General features: G+C 39.9%; 24 protein-coding genes, 2 rRNA genes, 1 pseudogene and 1 other annotated feature. Of the genes and pseudogenes, 1 reads left to right on the top strand and 26 read right to left on the bottom strand.

The features are described from left to right. Positions 1-213: 213 nt before the first annotated feature. From PTI45_RS14610 to PTI45_RS14495, 24 genes and pseudogenes are all read right to left on the bottom strand, one after another. A complete protein-coding gene (locus tag PTI45_RS14610; RefSeq protein WP_069328345.1) occupies positions 214-810 on the bottom strand; it encodes a class I SAM-dependent methyltransferase in 597 nt (198 codons plus the stop codon). 87 nt (positions 811-897) lie between these two features. Next, positions 898-1,260, bottom strand: a complete 363-nt coding sequence (rplL, locus tag PTI45_RS14605) for a 50S ribosomal protein L7/L12 (protein WP_069328344.1) — start codon at positions 1,258-1,260, stop codon at positions 898-900. 102 nt (positions 1,261-1,362) lie between these two features. Further along, entirely contained in the window at positions 1,363-1,866 is a 504-nt protein-coding gene (gene rplJ / locus PTI45_RS14600; RefSeq protein WP_069328343.1) for a 50S ribosomal protein L10, read from the bottom strand. Between the two features lie 72 nt (positions 1,867-1,938). After that, positions 1,939-2,103: a sequence feature (ribosomal protein L10 leader region), on the bottom strand. Between the two features lie 76 nt (positions 2,104-2,179). Beyond that, a complete protein-coding gene (rplA, locus tag PTI45_RS14595) occupies positions 2,180-2,872 on the bottom strand; it encodes a 50S ribosomal protein L1 (protein ID WP_069328342.1) in 693 nt (230 codons plus the stop codon). Between the two features lie 95 nt (positions 2,873-2,967). Further along, positions 2,968-3,393 carry a 50S ribosomal protein L11 gene (gene rplK / locus PTI45_RS14590; protein WP_069328341.1) on the bottom strand — a complete coding sequence of 142 codons (426 nt, stop codon included), beginning with the start codon at positions 3,391-3,393 and terminating at the stop codon, positions 2,968-2,970. A gap of 174 nt (positions 3,394-3,567) precedes the next feature. Then, positions 3,568-4,101, bottom strand: a complete 534-nt coding sequence (gene nusG / locus PTI45_RS14585; RefSeq protein ID WP_069328340.1) for a transcription termination/antitermination protein NusG — start codon at positions 4,099-4,101, stop codon at positions 3,568-3,570. A gap of 22 nt (positions 4,102-4,123) precedes the next feature. Continuing rightward, positions 4,124-4,315 carry a preprotein translocase subunit SecE gene (gene secE, locus PTI45_RS14580; RefSeq protein ID WP_069328339.1) on the bottom strand — a complete coding sequence of 64 codons (192 nt, stop codon included), beginning with the start codon at positions 4,313-4,315 and terminating at the stop codon, positions 4,124-4,126. Between the two features lie 320 nt (positions 4,316-4,635). Beyond that, positions 4,636-5,280, bottom strand: coding sequence for an RNA polymerase sporulation sigma factor SigH (sigH, locus tag PTI45_RS14575; RefSeq protein WP_069328338.1), 645 nt, complete (start codon positions 5,278-5,280; stop codon positions 4,636-4,638). Between the two features lie 185 nt (positions 5,281-5,465). Further along, a complete protein-coding gene (locus PTI45_RS14570) occupies positions 5,466-5,990 on the bottom strand; it encodes an NYN domain-containing protein (RefSeq protein WP_069328337.1) in 525 nt (174 codons plus the stop codon). A gap of 5 nt (positions 5,991-5,995) precedes the next feature. After that, complete coding sequence (rlmB, locus tag PTI45_RS14565; RefSeq protein ID WP_069328336.1) at positions 5,996-6,748, bottom strand: 23S rRNA (guanosine(2251)-2'-O)-methyltransferase RlmB; 753 nt, start codon at positions 6,746-6,748, stop codon at positions 5,996-5,998. Positions 6,749-6,779: 31 nt separating this feature from the next. Continuing rightward, on the bottom strand, positions 6,780-7,235 hold the full coding sequence (locus PTI45_RS14560) for a Mini-ribonuclease 3 (RefSeq protein WP_069328335.1): 456 nt from the start codon (positions 7,233-7,235) through the stop codon (positions 6,780-6,782). After that, the gene (gene cysS / locus PTI45_RS14555; RefSeq protein ID WP_069328334.1) at positions 7,232-8,629 is read right to left on the bottom strand and encodes a cysteine--tRNA ligase; all 1,398 of its coding nucleotides are present in this window, start codon (positions 8,627-8,629) and stop codon (positions 7,232-7,234) included. The genes PTI45_RS14560 and cysS overlap by 4 nt, the downstream gene beginning before the upstream one ends. Before the next feature lie 67 nt (positions 8,630-8,696). Next, positions 8,697-9,344: pseudogene (gene cysE / locus PTI45_RS14550) on the bottom strand (serine O-acetyltransferase); the annotation flags it as partial. Positions 9,345-9,805: 461 nt separating this feature from the next. Next, positions 9,806-11,266, bottom strand: coding sequence for a glutamate--tRNA ligase (gene gltX / locus PTI45_RS14545; protein WP_069328332.1), 1,461 nt, complete (start codon positions 11,264-11,266; stop codon positions 9,806-9,808). Between the two features lie 42 nt (positions 11,267-11,308). Continuing rightward, positions 11,309-11,785 (bottom strand): 2-C-methyl-D-erythritol 2,4-cyclodiphosphate synthase, encoded by a 477-nt coding sequence (gene ispF / locus PTI45_RS14540; protein ID WP_069328331.1) that lies wholly within the window; start codon positions 11,783-11,785, stop codon positions 11,309-11,311. Then, positions 11,785-12,480, bottom strand: coding sequence for a 2-C-methyl-D-erythritol 4-phosphate cytidylyltransferase (gene ispD / locus PTI45_RS14535; protein ID WP_069328330.1), 696 nt, complete (start codon positions 12,478-12,480; stop codon positions 11,785-11,787). The genes ispF and ispD overlap by 1 nt, the downstream gene beginning before the upstream one ends. 127 nt (positions 12,481-12,607) lie before the next feature. After that, positions 12,608-13,600 carry a PIN/TRAM domain-containing protein gene (locus PTI45_RS14530; RefSeq protein ID WP_069328329.1) on the bottom strand — a complete coding sequence of 331 codons (993 nt, stop codon included), beginning with the start codon at positions 13,598-13,600 and terminating at the stop codon, positions 12,608-12,610. Between the two features lie 104 nt (positions 13,601-13,704). Beyond that, positions 13,705-14,415 carry a CDP-diacylglycerol--serine O-phosphatidyltransferase gene (gene pssA / locus PTI45_RS14525; protein ID WP_069328328.1) on the bottom strand — a complete coding sequence of 237 codons (711 nt, stop codon included), beginning with the start codon at positions 14,413-14,415 and terminating at the stop codon, positions 13,705-13,707. Between the two features lie 55 nt (positions 14,416-14,470). Further along, on the bottom strand, positions 14,471-15,547 hold the full coding sequence (disA, locus tag PTI45_RS14520) for a DNA integrity scanning diadenylate cyclase DisA (RefSeq protein WP_069328327.1): 1,077 nt from the start codon (positions 15,545-15,547) through the stop codon (positions 14,471-14,473). 12 nt (positions 15,548-15,559) lie between these two features. Continuing rightward, entirely contained in the window at positions 15,560-16,933 is a 1,374-nt protein-coding gene (radA, locus tag PTI45_RS14515) for a DNA repair protein RadA (protein ID WP_069328326.1), read from the bottom strand. Positions 16,934-17,131: 198 nt separating this feature from the next. Continuing rightward, on the bottom strand, positions 17,132-19,627 hold the full coding sequence (gene clpC / locus PTI45_RS14510; RefSeq protein ID WP_069328325.1) for an ATP-dependent protease ATP-binding subunit ClpC: 2,496 nt from the start codon (positions 19,625-19,627) through the stop codon (positions 17,132-17,134). A 20-nt stretch (positions 19,628-19,647) separates the two neighbouring features. After that, entirely contained in the window at positions 19,648-20,721 is a 1,074-nt protein-coding gene (gene mcsB, locus PTI45_RS14505) for a protein arginine kinase (RefSeq protein WP_069328324.1), read from the bottom strand. Between the two features lie 13 nt (positions 20,722-20,734). Beyond that, positions 20,735-21,259, bottom strand: a complete 525-nt coding sequence (gene mcsA, locus PTI45_RS14500; RefSeq protein WP_069328323.1) for a protein-arginine kinase activator protein McsA — start codon at positions 21,257-21,259, stop codon at positions 20,735-20,737. Positions 21,260-21,286: 27 nt separating this feature from the next. Then, the gene (locus PTI45_RS14495) at positions 21,287-21,748 is read right to left on the bottom strand and encodes a CtsR family transcriptional regulator (RefSeq protein ID WP_069328322.1); all 462 of its coding nucleotides are present in this window, start codon (positions 21,746-21,748) and stop codon (positions 21,287-21,289) included. Between the two features lie 713 nt (positions 21,749-22,461). Here PTI45_RS14495 and serS point away from each other — a divergent pair. After that, positions 22,462-23,763, top strand: a complete 1,302-nt coding sequence (gene serS, locus PTI45_RS14490; RefSeq protein ID WP_069328321.1) for a serine--tRNA ligase — start codon at positions 22,462-22,464, stop codon at positions 23,761-23,763. A 322-nt stretch (positions 23,764-24,085) separates the two neighbouring features. Here the strand turns inward: serS and rrf are convergent. Beyond that, positions 24,086-24,202 (bottom strand): 5S ribosomal RNA (rrf, locus tag PTI45_RS14485). Between the two features lie 63 nt (positions 24,203-24,265). Then, a 23S ribosomal RNA gene (locus PTI45_RS14480) occupies positions 24,266-24,395 on the bottom strand; the annotation flags it as partial.

Below are 24,395 nucleotides of genomic sequence, written 5' to 3'. Positions count from 1 at the left end.
AACGAATGTGATTACACATTTGAATGCTGTATTACGGCTGAAATTGACCGAAATACCCCTTAATATACGATTATAGACAATATTAAACACCTTCATGGATGACTAATTTTCATGATTATTTCAGAAAACTAAAGCCAAGAAGGGCATCTTAATACTGACATTTTGTAATCATACCATGTTCAGAACTTCGAGTCAATGATCCTAAAGCAACTTTTATTTAGTAGCTTTGAAAATCCGATAGCCTTTATCTTTTGTTACTTCCTCTACAGTATCAAACAATTCTTCCAATTTTGCTTTGGCTGAAGGAGCACCCTGTTTCTTCTGAATCACAATCCACAGTGTACCACCTTTATGCAAATGCTCTGCTGCCTCTTCAAAAATAGTGTGAACTGTCGATTTACCTGCACGAATAGGTGGATTTGTCAGAATCACATCAAACATCTTTCCTTTGACTGCACTAAACAAATCACTTTCCAAAATAGTTACGTTACTGATCCCATTCAATTTAGCATTTTCTTTTGCCAACTGAACAGCTCTTTCGTTCACATCAACCATCGTTACATGACCTTTAGTCGCAAGATAAGCCGCAGATAGCCCCATAGGTCCATAACCACAACCTACATCTAACACATGAGCATTCTCAGCAATATCTATTGCTTCAATTAAGACCCGGCTTCCATAGTCAATACCTGTTTTGGAAAAGACACCGGCATCGCTTGTAAAACGAAATACTTTACCTCGCAAGGTTGCTTCCAGGACTCGCCGATCGTGTGCCGCTCCTGGCTGATTGGAATAATAATGGTCTCCCATATTCTCCGCTCCCTCTTTTCAAGCTGATCTACAAAACAAACCCCTTGAACGAATTCAAGGGGTTTGCCGAAAATAAGAGGAAACCTCTTATTTTACTTCTACAGATGCGCCAGCTGCTTCTAATTTTTCTTTGATAGAATCAGCTTCTTCTTTAGCAACGTTTTCTTTGATTGCTTTAGGAGCGTTGTCTACTACTTCTTTAGCTTCTTTCAAGCCAAGACCAGTGATTTCGCGTACTGCTTTGATTACGTTGATTTTAGATCCGCCAGCAGAAGTCAAGATAACTTCGAATTCTGTTTGCTCAGCAGCAGCTTCGCCGCCACCAGTACCAGCAGCAGCTACAGGAGCAGCAGCAGTTACGCCGAATTCTTCTTCAATTGCTTTTACAAGATCGTTTAATTCAAGAACTGTCATGCCTTTGATGGCTTCAAGGATTTGTTCGTTACTCATTTGTAAACCCTCCATATAATGGTTTTATTTTTAAATCGATTTTAGCTGATCACACAGCCATCGTTATATCTGTTAAACAGATGTAACGGTTGAGCAAAAAGCTTACGCGCTTTGCTCTTCTTTTTCTGCAACAGCTTTGACAGCCAGTGCAAAACCGCGCATTGGTGCTTGAAGCACGCTGAGAAGCATAGACAACAAACCTTCGCGTGATGGCAATTCTGCCAACGCTTTGATTTCTTCAGCTCCAACAATACGTCCTTCAACCACTCCACCTTTTAATTGAAGAGCTTCGTTTTTCTTAGCGAAGTCATTCAAAATTTTAGCTGGAGCAATTGCATCATCTTTACTGAAAGCAATAGCAGTAGGACCGGTAAGAATTTCATTCAAACCAGCAAGATCAGCAGATTCAGTAGCACGACGAACCAATGTATTTTTCAATACTTGGAACTCAACTCCAGCTTCACGTAATTGCTTACGTAATTCTGTAATTTGAGCTACGTTTAGACCACGATAGTCAGCTACAACAGTAGTTGTGCTTTCGCGCAATTTTGCTGCAACAACTTCTACCGCTTCTTGTTTTGCATGGATTACTTTTGCGTTTGCCAAATTGGACACCTCCTGATCGTATTCTAGCTTTTCTCTGTTTCCGTAGAAGTCAGAAGAAAAGACTTTCCTACACGGACATTAAAAAAAGCCCCCGCAGAATGACGAAGGCTTGATTGAGCGGAACCGAGACGCAGACTAATCTGCGCTCTCAAGTATCCGGTATTCTATCATAACACCTCGGTAGGAAATTAAGCCTGTTACAGCACCTACTGTCTACGGTTAAACATATTCAAATGTAAATGCAAGTACAAAGTTCAAGCATATTCACAACTTTTACATAATATCAAGTATATTGACTATTGTCAACAACTAATTATTTGTAGATAGAAGCGTTTACGCGTGCGCTTGGTCCCATTGTCGAAGAAATCGCAATGTTTTTAAGGTAGATACCTTTAGCCGCAGCTGGTTTAGCGCGGTTAAGAGCTTCAACAAGAGCTTTAAGGTTCTCGTTTAATTGCTCAGCAGAGAAAGATACTTTACCGATAGGAGCGTGAATTTGTCCTGCTTTGTCTAAACGGTATTCGATTTTACCAGCTTTGATTTCTTGAACAGCTTTGGTAACGTCGAAAGTTACTGTGCCGGCTTTAGGGTTAGGCATAAGACCTTTACCACCAAGCAAACGACCCAATTTACCAACTTCGCTCATCATGTCAGGCGTAGCTACGCAGACATCAAATTCGAACCATCCTTGTTGGATTTTGTTAATCATATCTTGATCGCCTACGAAATCAGCTCCAGCAGCTTCTGCTTCTTTTGCTTTTTCTCCTTTAGCGAATACCAAGACACGTTGAGTTTTACCAGTACCGTGTGGCAATACAACTACACCACGAACAGCTTGGTCTTGTTTACGTGGGTCTACGCCCAAACGTACTGCTGCTTCAACAGTTTCGTCGAATTTTGCAGTAGATGCCTTTTTCACTAGATCAACAGCTTCTGAAGGCTCGTAAGTTGCTTCGCTATCAATAAGCTTAACAGCTTCTAAATATTTTTTACCGTGTTTAGCCATTTTATATTCCTCCTTTGTGGTATTAGCGGATATTCCTCCCACAATTACTGAATTCATACGAACTCAGTACTGAGACTATTCACTACAAGAGTGAATTAGTCTTCGATCGTGATACCCATGCTACGTGCTGTACCTTCAACCATCAACATCGCCGCTTCTACGGACGCTGCATTCAAGTCAGGCATTTTTTGTTCTGCAATTTCACGAACTGCGGAACGTTTAACAACTGCAACTTTTTTCTTATTAGGTTCGCCAGATCCTTTTTCGATCTTAGCAGCAACTTTCAAAAGAACTGCAGCCGGTGGAGTTTTAGTGATGAAAGTGAAAGAACGATCTTCAAACACTGTGATTTCAACCGGAATGATCAAACCTGCTTGATCAGCTGTACGAGCGTTGAATTCTTTACAGAATGCCATGATGTTGACACCTGCTTGACCCAATGCCGGACCTACTGGAGGAGCCGGATTCGCTTTACCCGCTGGAATTTGCAGTTTCACCATTTTGATTACCTTTTTAGCCATGTAAAACACCTCCTTGCGAATAGTGGTAGACGGACATTGCTGCCCTCCCACGCAAAACGCCGCATTATACGAAAATCGAAATGATCATATAAGTGCGGTAAAACTGGAAGCACTGGTCAGGAGCCATTGTGATACGAGATCATCAATGATTCCCCGTGTCATCCTAGAAACCTACTATATCTTTTCCACTTGAGTATAATCTAGCTCAAGCGGGGTTTCCCGTCCGAACATGTTAACATGTACTTTCAGCTTGCTCTTTTCAACCAAAATTTCTTCCACGGAGCCAACAAAGTTCGCAAACGGTCCTACTTTAATGCGTACAGATTCATTGATGTCGAATTCAATAGTTTCCTTCGGCTCATCCATACCCATGTGTTTGAGAATTTGTTCTACTTCTTCTGGTAGTAATGCGGTTGGCTTAGAGCCAGCACCTGTTGAACCGACAAAGCCAGTTACACCAGGAGTATTACGCACAACATACCAAGAATCGTCAGTTTGAACCATTTCGACAAGAACATAACCGGGGTAAACTTTACGCATAACGGTTTTTTTCTTACCGTCTTTGTTTACCACTTCTTCTTCCATAGGAACAAGAACGCGGAAAATTTTGTCTTCCATGCCCATAGACTCAACGCGTTTTTCTAAATTGGCTTTGACTTTGTTCTCATACCCTGAATAGGTATGAACGACGTACCATCTCTTTTCCATATCAAGCCACCTGGAACCCTTCTTAAATTATCGCTTCGATCACAGCGGAAATGCCGATGTCTAGAACCCAAAAATAAATGGCGACAAACAAAATCGTACCAATAACGATAAGAGTATAGTTAGTCAGCTCTTTACGATTAGGCCAGCGAACCTTTTTAAGTTCAGCCCAGCTTTCGGAGAAAAAGGAAAACACAGACTTGAAGCTTCGTGCCACGACTACACCTCCAAAAGACTATCTGGTTACATGATGAGAATCACAAGTTCTGGAACTAGTGCATTCCGCATCCCATGCGGTCAGGGTGGTTACACTTGCTTTAAATGCAATCATTTTGCCGCAAAGCAAAGGTTGACACATTAAAAAGCAGGCGAAATTAGGCCTACCTAAAACACTTTATCATAGCGTTCCAACCCTGTCAACGAATAAAGCACAACGATTAACAAATATTTTCCATCCATAGGGTCACTATTTTGATACACCCTTGAGCAAATAAAAAAGACTCCAGAGTAAGAGTCTTTGCTTGATTGCTTCCGGATTCAATTATCACGTACTTCGAGATAGCGTTCCAGTTTACGTTTGACACGTTGTAGTGCATTATCAATAGACTTGACATGACGACAAAGATCAACCGCAATTTCCTGATACGAACGACCATCCAGATAGAGCATTAGAACTTTACGTTCCAAATCGCTCAAAATCTCAGACATCTTATCTTCCAATCCTACGAACTCTTCCTTGTTAATGACAAGCTCTTCGGGATCAGATACCTGAGAACCGCAAATGACATCAAGCAGGGTTCGATCAGAATCTTCATCATAGATCGGTTTGTCTAGTGACACATACGAATTGAGCGGAATATGCTTTTGCCGTGTTGCCGTCTTAATAGCTGTAATAATCTGACGAGTAATGCATAATTCAGCAAAGGCTTTGAACGAAGAAAGCTTATCGCCTTTAAAGTCACGAATCGACTTGTACAGACCAATCATACCTTCTTGCACAATATCCTCGCGATCTGCACCAATCAAAAAATAAGATCGGGCTTTCGCACGCACAAAATTTTTGTACTTAGTAATTAAGTACTCTAGTGCCTGAGAATCGCCTTGCCGGACGGCTTCTACAAGATCTTCATCACTTTGGTAATCGTACGGTGACACCATCATATCTTTGAGGTCGACACTCACAAACAATCCCTCCGGTTGCAACGCAAGGTCTCCGTTACCCTATGAAATATAGCCCAAGTATATATTATGTAACCTCACATCGTCAACAACTTATGTCGTATTTACCGCTTATTTGATGACATTTATTGATATTTAGCATTAAATAGAACGCAGGTTCGTAAGTAAGCTGTCATTTGATTGACAGCTCACTCTCCTCTGCGCCACTTTTCAAACAGATCACGTTGTTTTGAATTTAATTTACCATCTAATGTATTGCGTGCTCCACTTTGTTTATGGTCTGTAATTTTTTGTTTTACTTCTTTTTCACTAAGCTGAACTTCGATCAATAGCTCTCTTGCTGATACTCTGAGCGCACCTTGTCCAAAAATAACGTGTTGCTCTGTCATATCACTAGTCGCCACATAAATTTGTCTGCGTTTGCGTCCAAGTTCACGAACAAACCGCTCAATCGCTTCGTCAGCCGTTTCTTTTTCTTTTGTAAAATAGACTTCGACTTTACCTTGATTAAAAGATTTACCTAGACCGATTACTCGGTACGCATCAAATACAGCAATCACTCGGCGATCTGAGAAAGCTTGATAGTTAGCCAATCTGGTTAATAAACGATCGCGAGCTTCCTCTAAACCGATTTCGGAAAGCTGAGCCAGTTCAGGCCAAGCTCCGATCATGTTGTAGCCATCTACTAGAAGAACATCCCGTAAATCGGTCATCACATTTAACCTTGACCTAAAGATTGTCTACGACGCAGCACTTCATACATCACAACACCTGCTGCAACAGAAGCATTCAATGAATTAATTTGACCTTGCATTGGTAGTTTGATCAACACATCGCATTTTTCACGAATCAATCGTCCCATACCTTTGCCTTCATTTCCAATAACAATCGCTACTGGACCTGTAAATACTTCAGCATCATACAAGCTACTGTCTGTATCTACGTCTGTTCCCACGACCCAGACACCTTGCTCTTTCAAACGATCTATCGTTTGTCCTAAATTCGTCACACGTGCAACCGGAACATATTCAACAGCACCTGCTGATGTTTTGGATACGGTAGCTGTGATTGAAGCAGAGCGACGCTTCGGTACGATCACTCCATGTACACCTGTACAATCTGCTGTACGTAGAATAGAACCTAGATTATGAGGATCTTCGATTTCATCAAGTAAAATCAAAAATGGAGCTTCGTTTTTGGCTTGAGCAGCTTGTAGAAGATCTTCAACTTCTGCATATTCATAAGGAGCAGCTTGAGCGATAACGCCTTGATGCTGTACATCAGGCACAAGTGTATCCAGCTTACGCTTGTCTACTAATTGCACCACGATTCCTTTTTTCTTGGCTTCTGTCATAATTGGTTGTGTTAGATTTTTCTGCGATCCTTCAGCAATCCAGATCTTATTGATACTACGTCCAGCACGTAAAGCTTCTGTTACTGAATGCTTACCTGCAATATATTCCTCTTCCATACCGTTTCCTCCTAATGTTGTATCATCCGTGTTAGGACTGTTTTTCCAAATGACGGATTCCTTCAGTGATTAACTGCTCCATACGTGCATGTTCACCTTTATAATATAGATAACCCAAAAGACACTCCCATGCTGTCGCATAACGATAATCAATCACACTTGCATTTTTAGGAATAGTTCCCGATTTGGCATTTCGCCCTTGGCGTACTACATTACTTTCAGCTTCTGTTAACGATGGTTCAAGATGAGCTAAGATTTTGGCTTGGGCACCCGCAGATACAAAGCTTGTAGAAGAACGATGTAAATGATGAGGACGCAAATTTTTACCTGATAATAAATACTGTCTGATGGCTACTTCATGAATAGCATCCCCCATATAGGCAAGTGCCAGTGGGGGAAGTTGCTCTACAGGCTTGGAAGGGTCAAAACTGAACCATCCTTTATTACTTTTCTGAGGTTGAGCGGGATTCAACGATTCTTCACTCATTTGCGGCGCCATCTCATGCCTTGTGGAGTATCTTCTAACATGATCCCTTGCGCAGATAACAGATCACGAATCTCATCAGCACGTGCCCAGTTTTTATTTTGACGAGCTTCTACACGCTCTGTAATTAATTGATCGATATCTGCATCTACCAATTCTTCTTCTTTCCAGTAAATACGCAGTACTTCATTCATTTCATCAAACAAATCTAGCAATGCTTCAAGCGAAGCTTTGGCTACAACTTCTTTTTGTAACAACAAATTAGCTTCATTCACCCATTCAAAAATAGCTGTGATTGCATCCGGTGTGTTGAAATCATCTTGCATTTTCTCATGAAACAGATGACGAATCTCAGTCAAGCGTTGGTTCAAGCTTTCTTCTACAGGTGAAGCTTGGTCTGAAGCAGAAAGGCGATGCTTCACATTATTTACGGCATTCGCAATACGGTCTACACTATTTTCGGCTTGTTGAATAGTATCTGCATTGTAGTTCAATGGATTACGGTAATGCGTAGATAACATGAAGTAACGAATCGCTGCTGGTTTGTGTGCTTTACGCAAATCTTTAACCAAAATACCGTTACCTAAAGATTTGGACATTTTCTCATCGTCTATACGAATAAATCCATTATGCATCCAGTAATTAGAAAGTGGCTTGCCTGTAACAGCTTCTGATTGAGCGCATTCGCACTCATGATGCGGGAACTGCAAATCTTGTCCGCCTCCATGAATATCTAGCGTATCTCCCAAGTAATGACGCGCCATTGCAGAGCACTCGATATGCCAACCCGGTCTACCTGCTCCCCAAGGACTTTCCCATGATACTTCACCTGGCTTAGCGGCTTTCCATAATACGAAATCTTCTGGATTTTCTTTACGCTTATCGACTTCTACACGAATCCCAAATTGTAATTCGTCTAATTTCTGATGAGATAACTTACCATAGTCTGCAAATTTGCGAGTGCGGAAATACACATCGCCTTCTTTAGCATAAGCATAATCTTTATCTACCAGACTCTGGATAAACTCCAAAATGATATCCATGTTCTCTGTTACACGTGGATGCATTGTTGCATGGCGAATCCCTAATCCTTCAAGGTCCTCAAAGTAAGCCGCAATAAAACGTTCTGCTACATCAGCAACTGTTGTATTTAATTCTTCAGCTTTACGAATTAATTTGTCATCTACATCTGTAAAGTTAACCACATAATTTACGTTATACTGTTGATTTTCTAAATAACTACGAACGACATCGAAAAAGATCATCGGTCTTGCATTACCAATATGGATATAGTCGTACACGGTAGGTCCGCATACATACATTTTAATTTCTCCTGGCGTCATACTGACAAACTCTTCTTTCATACGGCTCATCGTGTTATATATTTGCAATGCCATACTGTCATCCCTTTCGTATATGTTGCTCTAGTACTTATCGAATATGTTTAAAAGTAACAGGTCATCATTACTCTTTTTTAATTTCTGCTTCACAGGTAGCTAATTGTTTGCGTAATTGATCGATCTCAGATTGTAATTCATTGAGTTTACTTGTTATTGGATCAGGCATTTGATGTCTTAAGCGATCAGCAGGCTGTCCATTTTGTCGAACAATTTTACCAGGAATGCCGACAACTGTACTATCCGGTGGAACTTCGCGAAGAACGACTGAATTGGAACCAATATTACTTTGATCGCCTACTTTGAAAGAACCCAGAATCTTAGCTCCCGATCCAATCACAACATTATTCCCAATCGTAGGATGACGTTTCCCTTTTTCTTTGCCTGTTCCTCCCAAAGTAACCCCTTGATAAATCAGAACATCATTACCAATCTCACAAGTTTCTCCAATAACTACACCCATACCGTGATCAATAAATAATCGTTGTCCAATTGTAGCTCCTGGATGAATCTCGATCCCTGTCATAAACCGACTACATTGTGAAAGAGTTCGTGCAACTGTAAACCAACCTCGACGATAAAAAGCATGAGCTATCCGATGCCACCAAATTGCGTGTAATCCGGAATACGTAAAAATCACTTCAAACCAGCTACGTGCGGCTGGATCATTATCAAAAACAGCTTGTATATCAGATCGCATATTTTTCAGCATTACGTTTCCCCTTTTAACCTGCGCTTCATTAAAAAAAACGCCCCCACAGCCCCTTAGAGGCTGCAGAGGCGTGAATTGACGCGGTTCCACTCTGCTTGAGTTATTTATTGATTACATCTTATAAAAGATGTATACGTAAATAAAATAACTCTACTTATCATGTTCCTTAACGAGGAACGGTCGGTATATTTTACTTCATACTTGCTATCTTTTAATCAATACGGATAAAAGATGGCAGAAATGGTTCAAATATACAGCTCACAGGTGCATGTTCAAATGTTTGTAAATAGATGATTTCCAGCCAACATTAGATAATATTCTTATCTAACCCGATCATCGTCTCTGGGATTCACAATATCATTTTACTTTTCCTGATCATCGCTATTTATAGGTATACAACAATTATTCTCAGGTCATCATTATAACGAACTCTATGCGATTAGACAATACAGTCTGTTCACCAATTAGCCTTTTATTTGTGAAGCTAGACGTTCAATAACACGATCGCGTCCTAAAAGGTAGATCGTATGGTTAAGATCACGTCCATGCATTTCACCTGTCAACGCTACACGGATCGGCATAAATAGTTGCTTGCCTTTAAATCCTGTTTCTTTTTGGACTTCTTTAATCAATGCTGCTGCACGAGTAGGACTGAATTCGTCTGAAGCTTTGATTTTTTCAAGTAAAGCACTAAGCACTGCACTTACATGCTCTTCACCAATAATCAATTGCGATTCATGATCCATTTGCAAATGCGTACGGAAGAACACTTCAGATAATTCTACAATATCGGAAGCAGAAGTCATTTGCTCTTGATACAACGCTACAAGATCGTGTGCCCATTGTTGTTGTTCTTCACTGAGTTCCGCTGGTAAACGTCCTGCTTTTTGCAAATGAGGAACAGCCAACGCTGTAATACGATCTGTATCTGCATTTTTGATATACACATTATTCAAATGAGATAATTTGTGTGTATCAAATACAGCCGGACTTTTCGATAAACGTTTAGCATCAAAGATTTTGGTCAATTCTTCACGAGAGAAAATTTCTTCTTCGCCTTCTGGAGACCAGCCTAGCAAAGCAATAAAGTTAAACATTGCTTCTGGCAAATAACCTAAATTGTCATATTGTTCAATAAACTGAATAATCGACTCATCACGTTTGCTTAACTTTTTATGATTTTCATTCACAATTAGTGTCATATGTCCGAAAATCGGTGCTTCCCAGTTCAACGCTTCATAGATCATCAATTGACGAGGAGTATTGGAAATATGATCTTCTCCACGTAGCACATGAGAGATTTTCATCAAATGGTCATCAATCGCTACCGCAAAGTTATACGTAGGAATACCGTCTTTTTTGACAATAACAAAATCGCCTGTATCTTCAGTTGTGAATGAGATTTCACCTTTAACGATATCATCGAATGTAAATGTTTTGTTTTCCGGTACACGGAAGCGAATACTTGCTACTCTACCTTCTGCTTCAAAAGCAGCACGTTGCTCATCTGTTAGATCACGGTGTTTACCTGAATAGCGAGGATTTTCGCCACGTGCAATCTGCTCTTCACGTTCTTGCTCTAGTTCTTCTTCTGTACAATAACATTTGTAAGCTAGACCGCGATCAAGCAGGTCTTGCCAGTACTCACGATAGATGTCTAGACGTTCTGTCTGACGATAAGGACCATAGTCGCCACCTACATCAATACTTTCATCCCAATTCATCCCTAACCATTTCAAATACGTCAGCTGGCTTTCTTCGCCACCTTCAATATTACGTTTGATATCTGTATCTTCAATTCTTATAATGAATTTGCCCCCTTGACTACGAGCAAATAAATAGTTAAATAAGGCTGTACGTGCATTCCCGATGTGTAAATGTCCTGTTGGACTTGGTGCGTATCGAACTCGAACTTCGTTAGTCATTTGTTATTTCCTCCTTCAGTGTATTACGGTTAGTCTCACTTATTACTCTTTAATTAAGCATACCACTGCTTGTGCAGCAATACCTTCTCCACGGCCTGCAAATCCTAATTGTTCTGTAGTCGTTGCTTTTACATTCACCTGATCCAGTTCAGCTTCTAATGCTTTAGCAATCACTTCAACCATTTGCGGAATATAAGGAGCCATTTTAGGTTTTTGCGCAATAATCGTTGCATCGATATTTCCTAGACGATATCCACGTTCACGAATAAGTGCCCATACATGATTAAGCAATTTCAAGCTATCTGCATCTTTAAATTCAGGATCTGTGTCTGGAAAATGTTTACCGATATCTCCCATCGCTAGTGCGCCTAATACCGCATCTGTAATGGCATGTAGTAGCACGTCTGCATCAGAATGACCTAACAATCCTTTTTCATAAGGAAGGGTAACGCCTCCGATAATGCAGTCTCTTCCTTCTACAAGCTGGTGTACATCGAATCCTTGGCCAATACGAATCATTATATTTTCTCTCCCCTACGTTGCAATAAATAAGATGCATAATCCAGATCATCCGGTGTCGTGATTTTGATATTTTCATAACTGCCTTCTACTACGGATACAGTCACACCCATACGTTCAATCAACATGGAGTCATCTGTCCCACGAAACTCTTCAGCTAGTGCTTGTTGATGCGCTTGTTGAAGGTCAGCAGTACGAAACGTTTGCGGTGTCTGAATCGCCCATAACTGACTGCGATCTGGTGTACTTAAGATATGTTTTTGTAGATCGACTTGTTTGATCGTATCTTTAACCGGTACAGCCAATACAGATGCTCCGGCTGTAACTGCACTGTGATAACAATCCATAATCTGATCCTGTGTTATAAAAGGGCGTACACCATCATGCACCATGATCCAATTAGAGTGTATATACTGTAAACCGTGAGCAACAGATTCTTGGCGATCATAGCCTCCAACTACCACTTGCTTCACTTTGGTCAGTTTATACTCTGTAATCCAATCCTCACAACGCTGTACATCGTCTTTACCTGTTACAATAACAATTTCATCAATAATAGATGAATGTTCAAAGACTTCCAGTGTATGTATCAGGATCGGCTTATTTTGCAGTCTTAGATATTGCTTACTCTCTGTTGTGCCCATCCGTGAACCTTTACCCGCGGCAACAACAATAACACCTGCTTTATTTTCCATAATCCCCATCCTTAACCTGCTGTCCTGCCCTTTAATAGATATCAAAGTGCCAAACTCCATTCCTTAATAATATACCCCTCTATAGGCACAGCACAACAATTAAAAGGAATTGGCTTTGAATCGTAGCTTATTCCGTACGATATAATTTAGCGAAAATCATTTTTCCATTCGCTGTTTGTAGCACACTGGTCACGATAACTTCGCACTCTCGCCCAATATAAGATTGGCTATCCTCTACCACGATCATTGTTCCATCCTCTAGATAAGCGATACCTTGCCCTGCTTCTTTGCCTGATTTCATAATGGTTGTTTGAACGATTTGTCCTGCACGCAGAATAGGCTTCATAATCGAAGCAAGGGTATGAAGATTCAACACATGGATATGCTGTAGCTGAGCGAGTTGTTGTAGATTGCTATCGTTGGTTATAAGCGTAGCTGACTTGTCCAAAGCGAGTCGAATTAACTTGTTATCTGTATGTTCTGTTTCTTCATACTTTGTATTCTCTATAACGACTTCCAAAGATTCTAATTGTTGCAAATGAGTAATCACTTCAAGTCCTCGTTTTCCACGGTGACGACGTAATGTATCTGAAGAATCGGCAAGAAGTTGTAATTCATGAAGTATAAAATCTGGTACAAGTAATGGGCCTTCGATAAATCGATCCTGACACAATTCTATAATACGCCCATCGATCGCTATATTACTGTCGATCATTTTGTGATCGGTAGAGGGTAGAGATACAGCAACAGATTCACTTTTCCAAAATGAAAGAATATCCTGACTTTTGGCAAGTCCTATTCGCAGTCCAATATAACCAAAAATACTCATCAAAATAGCTCGAATGATTTCTCCTATACTGCCTAACCATATCATAATAAATGAACTCAGTAAGCCCACAAGCAAGCCTATCGTCAGTCCAATCGTTCCTGTTATCACAAGTGAAATAGGTACAGTGAGTAAATGATTCTTGGTATACTCCACATAATAAACGAGCTTACGTACACTCAGTATAGCTACCGTCAATATTACAATCACAAATGCTAGACTAATCCATAGTTCATTCATACCTTCTTGTGCTTGAATCCATCCTTTGGGCGATCCTATTAATTGTTGCCACATGCTTTTAATCTCCTTACATTATCTATTTTTTCCATGAAAAAAAGCATTCATTTCCCGGGAAGTAGAGAAATAAATGCTTTTAAGCATAACATGTGCTGTAAAAGTTATCGAAGTGATTCTTTTTCTTTTTTAGAACGTCGACGAATGAGGCGGTCTATACTTTGCTTCACGCCCAATAACGCATATAACGCTAACGGCACAAAAATTAATTTGGATACCTGATTAGGAAACATCACTGCAATAAAGACCGCAGCAATAATGACCCAAGGAGCTAACCATAAAGCTTTACGTGGAATACCTGCTTTTTTGAAATTAGGATAGCGCACACGACTGACCATCAAATAAGACAATAAAATAGTACTTATAATCATATACGGTGTAGTCACATCATTATGAAATAAAGACAATGTAGCTAACACACCACCAGCTGCTGGAATAGGTAATCCTGTGAAATACCCTGGAACCCCAGCCCGTACATTAAATCTTGCTAGACGAAGTGCTCCACACATTGGAAAAATTAAAGATGCCGAAATAGCTAATACCGGATTTAACTCTTTAAATGCTATATCATACATAATAATAATAGGTGCTACGCCAAAAGAAACAAGATCAGACAGTGAATCCAACTCTTTTCCAAACTCACTCTGTGCATTAAGCGCACGTGCCATACGACCGTCCAGACCGTCCATCAACATCGCTATTATGATCATAATGGCTGCAAGACTGTAATTATCATTAAGCGCCATTAGAATAGCTACCATCCCAAGACATAAGTTAAATAACGTACAAATGTTTGGAATTGACTTTGTTATCATTTTTTCACCTCAAAGATGGATATATTAACCAGTTCATCTCACGATTGTAGCTAAATTAAATTTGTCTGTCAATGAATACTTGATCTTGGATGCGATGTAACCCTGCTCGAATCGTCCGTGCTCGTACTTCCCCAATACCTTCTACCTCATCCAAATCATCAATACTTGCTGCAATTACATGATGCAATGCACCAAAGCGTTCCACCAAATTATGAATAATCACATTCGGCAAACGTGGAATTTTGCTAAGTACGCGATATCCTCTAGAAGAAATAACTTCTTCAGATTGAGCTGCTGCTGTCGGATACCCTAACAACTTAATAATTTGTGTAATATCTAACAATTCGTTTTCTGTGGTACGTTTGAGACTGTTGGTAATTTCATTAAGACGTTCATCGCTACTATCCCGACCATAGTCTTTAAGCAACAATAGAAATTCTTCTTCGGTATTGCCAATCAATTCTTCCATTTGCATGGTGATAAGACGACCTTCAACACCCAACTCATTAACATAACGCCGAATCTCTGTCTGTATACGCAGTACCATCTCTACACGTTGTACTACACCTGCTACTTCTGTAATCGTCACTAATTGTTCGAACTCAGAAGCTGTCAGGTTGGTAAAGGATTGACTCAACACCGCTCGATAACGTTCTAATGTCTGAATCGCTTGATTGGCTTTGGTCAAAATAACACCAATTTCTTTCAGTGCATATCTAAGATTCCCCTGATATAGCGTAATGATATTCCGACGCTGTGAAATCGAAATGACTAACTCTCCTGTTTGCTTGGCTACACGCTCTGCTGTACGGTGACGAATCCCTGTTTCGGATGAAGATATCGAAGAATCAGGAATCAACTGTGTATTCGCATATAAAATACGCTTGAGATCATCACTTAAAATGATCGCTCCATCCATTTTGCCCAGTTCGTACAAATAGTTTGGTGAAAAATCACAGTCAATTGAGAATCCTCCATCGACAACTTCTCTAACTTGCGGGCTGTAACCAACCACAATCAATGCTCCTGTTTTAGCACGCAATACATTCTCTAATCCATCGCGAAAAGCTGTACCAGGCGCAACCATTTTCAACAAATTATTCATCTTCTCAAGCTGACTGAGTTCTTTCATCATTATGTCCCCCTAATCTAACGCAGCCTTTAATGCTTCTGCTACTGTATTAATACCGATTAATTGTATACCTTTAGGATGCTTCCATCCTTTCAGACTTTTTTCGGGTAAAATCACTCGTTTAAATCCTAACTTAGCAGCTTCTTTAACCCGTTGTTCTGCCCGAGATACACCACGCACTTCGCCAGTCAATCCAATTTCTCCAAATATCACATCATCTGGTTTGGTCGGAACGTCTTTGAAACTAGAAGCTAGACTGACTGCAATCGCTAGATCTACAGCAGGTTCATCTAATTTCACTCCGCCTGCTACATTCAGATAAGCATCCTGATTTTGTAGAAACATCCCCATCCGCTTTTCCAATACAGCAATAATCAGACTCAATCGGTTATGATCGACACCTGTTCCCATACGACGTGGAGAAGGAAAATGAGTTGCAGCAACAAGCGCTTGTAGTTCAACAAGCATAGGGCGGGTGCCTTCCATACTGGCAACTACTGTGGAGCCAGCTACACCTATCGAACGTTCTGATATAAATAATTCAGACGGATTAGAGACTTCGATCAATCCATCTTCATGCATTTCAAAAATACCCATTTCATTGGTAGAACCAAAGCGATTTTTAACAGCTCTTAATATTCTGTACGTATGATGACGTTCCCCTTCAAAATAAAGTACACAGTCTACCATATGCTCAAGCATCCTTGGGCCTGCAATTGCGCCTTCTTTGGTAACATGCCCTACAAGCACTGTAGCCACTCCACGAATTTTGGCTACTCTCATAAATCGTGATGTACACTCACGTACTTGGGATACACTACCCGGTGCACTAGTGACTTCAGGTTGATATACCGTCTGTATAGAATCGATCACTAGAAAATGAGGATCTAATTGATCGATCGCTTCTTCGATCAGATCCATATTACTTTCACAAAGTACAAATAATTGATCTGATAAGGCTCCAAGACGTTCTGCACGTAACTTGGTCTGTCTTACCGACTCTTCTCCTGATATATAAAGAACACGTAATCCAGCTTGTGTTAGCGCATAGGAAGTTTGTAATAACAATGTAGACTTACCGATACCCGGATCTCCACCGACTAAGACTAGCGAACCTGGAACAACACCACCACCTAATACACGGTTTAGTTCTCCAATCCCTGTTTGGATGCGAGGTTCTTTGCCGCTTTCAATCTCTGTAATGGCTTGCGGTTTTTGCTTCGTCTGTGTCTGAAATAAAGAAGAATTCATCCCCTGTGTTTTTACATTGCTTTCTTTTTCTTCAACCATACTATTCCAAGACTGACATCCCGGACATTTACCATACCATTTTGGAGATTCGTATCCACATTCTGTACAAAAAAACTTGGTTTTGACTTTAGCCATGGATAACTCCCTCTATATTGATGTCAACTTATTATAAGCTTAACATTCTATACGTTTTATCGTAAAACAATATTGTAAACTTTACATCTTTGCGATACATCTTCTCTATTATAACATCAAAAAGGTTGATCCCGGAGCAAATTCTGCTCTCAAGGACCAACCTTTAGTTAGACGTAAATGATGATAAATAAGTTACACTTAGTTCGAAGATTTAGCTTCATCCGATGTAGATTCATCAATCGAAATGTTTTCTACAGGTGCTTCTGTTTTAGCTACTTTCTCTACAGTCAAAGCACCGTCTTTTTCATCGATGATCAACGTATCTCCTTTGACAATACCACCTGTTAACAATTCTTCAGACAATTTGTCTTCGATATGTTTTTGGATTGCACGACGTAATGGACGTGCACCATAAGCAGGATCGAATCCTTCTTTTGCCAAGAATGCTTTAGCTGTATCTGTCAAAGTAAAGTCTACTGCATATTCACGTAGACGTTTACGCAATTCTTCAGACATTAACGTTACGATTTCAGCAATATGTTTTTGTTCCAAGGAGTGGAATACAATTGTATCATCAATCCGGTTCAAGAACTCAGGACGGAAACTACGTTTCAGTTCATCAGTTACTTTACCCTTCATGTTTTTGTAATCTGCCCCAGAATCTACAGCAGCTGTAAATCCAAGCGTAGAATTACGACGAATTGCATCTGCACCGACGTTGGAAGTCAAAATAATCAACGTATTGCGGAAATCGACAACACGTCCTTTAGAATCAGTAAGACGTCCATCTTCTAATACCTGTAACAAGATATTAAATACTTCTGGGTGAGCTTTTTCAATCTCATCCAATAGCACTACAGAATACGGTTTGCGACGTACTTTCTCTGTCAATTGGCCGCCTTCTTCATAGCCTACATATCCTGGAGGAGCCCCTACTAAACGTGAAGTAGAATGTTTCTCCATGTATTCGGACATATCGATACGAATAATCGCATTTTCATCACCAAACATAGATTCTGCTAAAGCACGAGCCAATTCTGTTTTACCAACCCCTGTAGGTCCTAAGAAAATAAAGGAACCCATTGGACGTTTAGGATCTTTTAATCCAGCACGAGCACGACGAATCGCACGGCTAACAGCTACAACAGCTTCATCTTGACCGATAACACGTTGGTGCAACAGTTCTTCCATGTTCAATAGACGATCTGTTTCTTCTTCTTTCAATTTCGTTACCGGAATACCTGTCCAGCTTGCTACGATATCAGCAATATCTTCTGGAGTTACTTCAGAATCCGTACGACCTTGTTTTTCTTTCCACTGATTTTTCGTCGTATCTAATTCTTCACGAATTTTTTGTTCTGTATCACGTAAAGCAGCTGCTTTTTCAAACTCTTGGCTTTGTACAGCAGCATCTTTCTCTTTACGGATATCTTCTAAACGACTTTCCAATTGTTTAAGATTTGGCGGGATCGTATAAGAGTTTAATCTTACTTTAGATCCTGCTTCATCGATCAAATCAATCGCTTTATCCGGTAAGAAACGATCTGTGATATAACGATCAGACAATTTAACAGCTTGTACAATCGCTTCATCTGTAATTTTTACACGGTGATGAGCTTCATAACGATCGCGCAATCCCATTAAGATCTGAACCGCTTCATCAGGTGAAGGTTGATCTACAGTAATAGGTTGGAAACGACGTTCTAAGGCTGCATCTTTTTCGATATATTTACGGTACTCATCAAGTGTTGTCGCACCGATACATTGTAGTTCACCACGAGCCAATGCTGGTTTTAAAATATTAGAAGCATCAATAGCACCTTCAGCTCCACCAGCGCCAATCAACGTATGCAACTCATCAATAAACAGTACGATGTTACCTGCTTGACGAATTTCATCCATGATTTTTTTCAAACGATCTTCAAATTCACCGCGATATTTAGTTCCAGCAACTACAGAACCCATATCTAGAGTCATTACACGTTTGTCGCGCAATGTTTCAGGAATTTCATTATTGATAATTTTTTGTGCTAATCCTTCAGCGATTGCTGTTTTACCAACCCCTGGTTCACCGATCAACACTGGATTGTTTTTGGTACGACGACTAAGCACTTGAATGACACGCTCAATCTCTTTGCTACGTCCAATTACAGGATCCAAGTTGCTATCTTTAGCAATAGCTGTCAAATCACGTGCCAAGCTATCTAGAGTAGGTGTACTCACGTTAGCTGGTGTACCATGATGACTAGATACCGCTTCATTGCTACCAAGCAATTGCAATACTTGTTGACGAGCTTTGTTTAAGCTAATACCTAGATTATTAAGAACACGAGCGGCTACGCCTTCACCTTCACGAATCAATCCCAATAAAATGTGTTCTGTACCTACATAGGTATGACCCAATTTACGAGCTTCATCCATAGAAAGTTCAATAACTTTTTTCGCACGTGGTGTATAAGCGATATTAGTAGGTTGTTCTTGACCTCTACCGATCAATGATTCTACTTCATCTTGAATTTTTTCAAGTCCAAGACCTAGACCGATAAGTGCTTTGGCTGCAATGCCTTCACCTTCACGAATCAAACCAAGCAAAATATGCTCTGTACCAATATTATTGTGACCCAAACGAACTGCCTCTTCTTGTGCCAACGCAAGAACCTTTTGCGCACGTTCCGTAAATCTACCAAACATCATATCTAAAGCACCTCCACGGTTTAGTCTTGTACGTTTACATTACTTAATGTATTACGGATCAGTTGCGCTCGGTACATATCGCTTTCTCCTGACCCCATTTTAACACCGAATGTTTTCTGAAGAAAACCCGGTTGTGTCATTATCGTTAATTCGTTCATTTGTGTAACAGAAGCTTTATCTATAAGACCAAGGTCTACACCCAAGCGTACATCGGAAATGCGTTGAAAAGCTTCTTTGGAATCCATCATCGTTGAATAAGAAAGTATTCCATACGAACGCATAATTCGATCAGTCACACGCAATTTGGATTCGCTTAGCAAACGACTGCGAGCATGTTGTTCATACTCTATCAGTTGTAAAACAACGCTGTGCAAGTTATCAATGATTTCTTCTTCAGCTAAGCCCAATGTAATCTGGTTGGAAATTTGAAAAATATTTCCGATCGCTTCGCTACCTTCTCCGTATAGACCTCGTACAGCAAGTCCTACTTGAGATACAGCAGATAACACACGCCCTACCTGATTCATAATAGCCAGTGCAGGTAGATGGAGCATTACAGACACTCTAAGCCCTGTACCTACATTAGTTGGACAACTTGTCAGATAACCTCTACGATCATCGAAAGCAAAGTCCACTACTTCTTCAAAAGCATCATCAATTTGAGTCGCACGTTCCCATGCTTCTTGCAATTGAAATCCAGGATATAAACATTGGATACGCAAATGATCTTCTTCATTTACCATGATACTAACAGATTCATCATCGGTTAGCAGAACAGCTCCACTTTTGGAATCATTCAGTAAATTGGGACTGATCAAATGTTTCTCCATTAACACTTGGCGATCTACATCTTCTAATTCATCTAAAAGCAATGGCTCGAACGGTCCCAAATCTTGAAGTGCTTGATTACTCAACACTTCTGTTAACTGGTTCCGTACATCTTGCGCCTGCTCCATATTTGCCAGAATCGGGAAAGGGTGATGTATCAGATTACGGGCTATACGCACCCGACTACTGATCACAACATCCGAATATTCTCCGCCCTTTTGCATCCAATCGCTCAAAGGTTTTTCTGTAAAACGGAGATTCGGCATAAGTTATTCCTCCTTATGACTCCTGTGAAATTTGTTTTTCTAGCTCGCGTATTTCATCTCTCAAATGTGCGGCTTCTTCAAATTCCTCTTCAGCAATACGTTCTTTTAACTCTTGCTTTAAGTCACTCATTTGACGCTTGATTTTAACTTTGACTCCACTTCGTTTAGGAAGCTTGCCAGCATGAGAAGTGCTGCCATGTACTCTTTTAAAAAGAGGATCTAATTGATTATCAAACGTTTTATAACATGAACTACACCCAAATCTTCCCAATTTACGAAATTGAGTATATGTCATACCACATTCTTCACAATGAACATCTTCACTACATTGCCCGGCAAGTTGCCCTTTACTACTAGAATCAAAATCCATTAGACCTGATAGTAGACTATGAATCGAAAAGCCTCCGGAAGTTCCCGGAATCAATTCGCCTTTTTCACGAGCACAAGTCTCACAAATATGAAACTCATTTTTTTCACCGTTAACAATTTTAGTAAAATGAAGAGTTGCCGGTCTTACCTGACATTCTTGACAAATCATCACGTATTGCCCCTTTCTCCCGAATGATTAGGGACGAAGCAGTGCAATTAACATCGCCTTCATCATTCTTGCACGGATCTCATCCCTGTAGGGAAGCTTGATCGAAATAACATCTCTACATACTGCTGCACGCATCAGTTCTGCTTCACGATTGGAAATGACTCTAGCTTCAAGTAACTGATATACCAAACCTTCAGCAGCTGTCTGGCTCATATGCTGTCCAATACTCTCATGAATATGAGTATGAAGAATAGCTTGAGCAGGCAATTCAAGACGCCGGATACGAATATAACCACCGCCACCGCGCTTGCTTTCAACTAGATATCCTTTTTCCAATGTAAAACGTGTACTAATTACATAATTGATCTGCGAAGGTACACAAGAGAATTGATCAGCTAAATCATTACGCTGTATCTCGACTGCTCCCTCTCCACTATCTTGCAGCATTCGTTTTAGATATTGTTCGATAATGTCGGAGATATTACGCATTGTATATTCCTCCATCATGTTTAAAACATTTACTTATTCTAACTTTGACCCATTTATCATAAGTTCAAAATAGCAGATAGATATCACTTAACCATAAACCTAATCGTAAGAAACCAAAGAAGATATACAGTTTGATGATACAGCAATAGATTCATGAATAATCTGATCATTATAATCAAAAGTTCATAAATCCTATTTAACATCAAACCATCAGATATATTCATATCTCGCAATAACTAGATCAGTTATCACTTTGAATAGTCGCTGACTTTGACTTTCTTTGACTTTAATTAATTATAACATATTTTCAGAATTTGCCAAGGGGTTTAGACAAAATATAATATAGAAAATCATATTTTTAAGAATTTAGTTGTATACAACCTATCAGAAATAAAAATTAGTTGCAAGTATCCCTTGACACTTTTTTTAAAAGTACGCTACAATACAACAAATTCAATACTATGAAACGGCCATCGAAAGGAATCCAACCTGGAGGCGTTCTCGGCAAGAAGCAGCAAAGAAATGATAGATTTCTACTTGTTGCTTCCTAAGTTAAACGGTTTTCGCCCGTTATCGCGAAACCTAAGAGGATCAGATACTATAAAGTATTTGATCAAGTTGGGTGGCACCGCGAGCAAAAAGCTCCTCGTCCCAAGTGATGAGGAGCTTTTTTGTGCATTTTACCTTTCAATTTGAAAAAGGAGCGGGGATTTATGTTAGACATCCAGTATATTAAAAATCATTTTACAGAACTACAAGAGGTCGCTGATCAGAAAAAAATAGACGTATCGATCACAACTCTTCTTGAAAAAAACCAGCTCAAAAATCAATATTTACAGCAGATCGAACAATTGCGTCAGCAACGAAATCAGTTAACACATACTATTAGTGGTCATATGCAACAACAGTCGTTATTACCCACAGAAGCGATCCAAGCCCTTAAAGATCAAGTCAAACAAATCAATCAAGAACTTCAACAATTGGAACAAGAAAGTAAAGTTGTTCAACAGGAATATACTCAACTGATGGAACTTGTTCCTAATTATGTTTCTCCAGACACGCCTCAAGGACAATCGGATAAAGATAATGTAGTCATTCGTACATGGAGTACACCACCAGAGTTCCCATTCGCTTTTAAAGATCATATAGAACTAGGTGAGATCCATCAGATGATCGATACTTCTAGAGGAGTAAGAGTAGCGGGGAGTCGTAATTATTATTTAACAGGTATAGGTGCTTTGCTACACCGGGCAGTACAACAACTTGCTTTGGATCTATTACTGGCCAAAGGTTATCTTCCTATGGAGGTTCCTACGTTAGTAAGAAGTTCGGCTCTAAGCAATACAGCTTTCTTTCCTTTAGGAATAGATCAGACTTTTAAAATAGAGAACGAAGATAAATGGTTAACAGGAACTTCTGAAGTAGCTCTCGTCTCTTATTATCAAAATGAGATCATTGACCTTTCTCAAGGTGCTATTCGATTAGCCGCTGTTTCTCAAAATTTCCGTAGCGAAGTAGGATCGACAGGTAAAGACGTGCGGGGACTATATAGAGTCCATCAGTTCGCCAAAGTAGAACAAGTCATTTTTTGCGAAGCAAATGCTGAAATATCTGAACACATTCACCAAGAGATTACAGCTAATGCTGAAGAGTTACTTCAATTATTAGAACTTCCTTATCAAGTGGTAGCCGTATGTGCAGGAGACATGTCTCAAAAAACCTACAAACAATATGATATTGAAACATGGATGCCGAGCAGACAAAGTTATGGAGAAACCCATTCTTCTTCTAATATTCATGATTTTCAAGCTAGACGAGCCAATATACGTTACAAAGATAGTGAAGGTAATATTCAATATTGTCATACGCTGAATAACACCGCCGTCGCTTCACCACGTATACTGATCCCTTTATTGGAAAATCATCAGCATGAAGACGGAAGCATCTATATTCCTGTAGCACTCCGCCCTTATCTTAATAATAAAGAAAAATTAGCAAATCCTAATCTTCTTTAAATTGCATATAAAAAAGGACATCTTTGATTTAAAGATGTCCTTTTTTATATGCTAGTATGAGTATTTTACAGTAATATACTCTATTGATCTAGCTCAATATATATTTAATATCATCATGTAAGTTACTTTATACTTTAAAAAGTATTATTTTTCATTTCTAGCATCTGTTAAGTCAGTTCGTAAATCGATTTGTTCTATAGAGATTATATAGATATTCCATATATTTCGTACAACATCTAAACGAAGCAAATCAATAAACAAAAACAAAACAAAAAAAGAGCGACTCCTGTAAATAGGAATCACTCTTTGGGTCTTGCTCGTTGCTTGGCAACGTCCTACTCTCCCAGGACCCTGCGGTCCAAGTACCATCGGCGCTGGAGGGCTTAACGGTCGTGTTCGGGATGGGTACGTGTGGAACCCCTCCGCCATCATTACCAAACAGTCAGGCTAATGTTGCTCCCTGAAAACTGAATCCGAAAACTGAAACATCGCATTTGTAGATTTGGATAAGCCCTCGACCGATTAGTATTGGTCAGCTCCATGCCTTGCGGCACTTCCACCCCCAACCTATCAACCTCGTCGTCTACAAGGGTCCTTACATCCTGGGAAATCTCATCTTGAGGGGGGCTTCC

The organism is Paenibacillus nuruki, from assembly GCF_001721045.1.
In the GTDB taxonomy this organism is placed as follows: domain Bacteria; phylum Bacillota; class Bacilli; order Paenibacillales; family Paenibacillaceae; genus Saccharibacillus; species Saccharibacillus nuruki.
Note: the sequence above shows the minus strand (reverse complement) of the source record. Positions and strands in the feature narration are given on the sequence as shown.

Excerpts from the sequence above, each read along its gene's own strand:
- PTI45_RS14495 (WP_069328322.1), bottom strand. The coding sequence starts at position 21,748 with ATGCGTAATATCTCCGACATTATCGAACAATATCTAAAACGAATGCTG.
- nusG (WP_069328340.1), bottom strand. The coding sequence starts at position 4,101 with ATGGAAAAGAGATGGTACGTCGTTCATACCTATTCAGGGTATGAGAAC.
- PTI45_RS14530 (WP_069328329.1), bottom strand. The coding sequence starts at position 13,600 with ATGTGGCAACAATTAATAGGATCGCCCAAAGGATGGATTCAAGCACAA.
- disA (WP_069328327.1), bottom strand. The coding sequence starts at position 15,547 with ATGAAAGAACTCAGTCAGCTTGAGAAGATGAATAATTTGTTGAAAATG.
- clpC (WP_069328325.1), bottom strand. The coding sequence starts at position 19,627 with ATGATGTTTGGTAGATTTACGGAACGTGCGCAAAAGGTTCTTGCGTTG.
- mcsA (WP_069328323.1), bottom strand. The coding sequence starts at position 21,259 with ATGATTTGTCAAGAATGTCAGGTAAGACCGGCAACTCTTCATTTTACT.
- PTI45_RS14560 (WP_069328335.1), bottom strand. The coding sequence starts at position 7,235 with ATGAGTGAAGAATCGTTGAATCCCGCTCAACCTCAGAAAAGTAATAAA.
- PTI45_RS14610 (WP_069328345.1), bottom strand. The coding sequence starts at position 810 with ATGGGAGACCATTATTATTCCAATCAGCCAGGAGCGGCACACGATCGG.
- cysS (WP_069328334.1), bottom strand. The coding sequence starts at position 8,629 with ATGGCATTGCAAATATATAACACGATGAGCCGTATGAAAGAAGAGTTT.
- ispD (WP_069328330.1), bottom strand. The coding sequence starts at position 12,480 with ATGGAAAATAAAGCAGGTGTTATTGTTGTTGCCGCGGGTAAAGGTTCA.
- ispF (WP_069328331.1), bottom strand. The coding sequence starts at position 11,785 with ATGATTCGTATTGGCCAAGGATTCGATGTACACCAGCTTGTAGAAGGA.
- rlmB (WP_069328336.1), bottom strand. The coding sequence starts at position 6,748 with ATGGAAGAGGAATATATTGCAGGTAAGCATTCAGTAACAGAAGCTTTA.
- radA (WP_069328326.1), bottom strand. The coding sequence starts at position 16,933 with ATGGCTAAAGTCAAAACCAAGTTTTTTTGTACAGAATGTGGATACGAA.
- serS (WP_069328321.1), top strand. The coding sequence starts at position 22,462 with ATGTTAGACATCCAGTATATTAAAAATCATTTTACAGAACTACAAGAG.
- rplA (WP_069328342.1), bottom strand. The coding sequence starts at position 2,872 with ATGGCTAAACACGGTAAAAAATATTTAGAAGCTGTTAAGCTTATTGAT.
- mcsB (WP_069328324.1), bottom strand. The coding sequence starts at position 20,721 with ATGCCGAATCTCCGTTTTACAGAAAAACCTTTGAGCGATTGGATGCAA.
- PTI45_RS14570 (WP_069328337.1), bottom strand. The coding sequence starts at position 5,990 with ATGACCGATTTACGGGATGTTCTTCTAGTAGATGGCTACAACATGATC.
- gltX (WP_069328332.1), bottom strand. The coding sequence starts at position 11,266 with ATGACTAACGAAGTTCGAGTTCGATACGCACCAAGTCCAACAGGACAT.
- pssA (WP_069328328.1), bottom strand. The coding sequence starts at position 14,415 with ATGATAACAAAGTCAATTCCAAACATTTGTACGTTATTTAACTTATGT.
- rplK (WP_069328341.1), bottom strand. The coding sequence starts at position 3,393 with ATGGCTAAAAAGGTAATCAAAATGGTGAAACTGCAAATTCCAGCGGGT.
- rplL (WP_069328344.1), bottom strand. The coding sequence starts at position 1,260 with ATGAGTAACGAACAAATCCTTGAAGCCATCAAAGGCATGACAGTTCTT.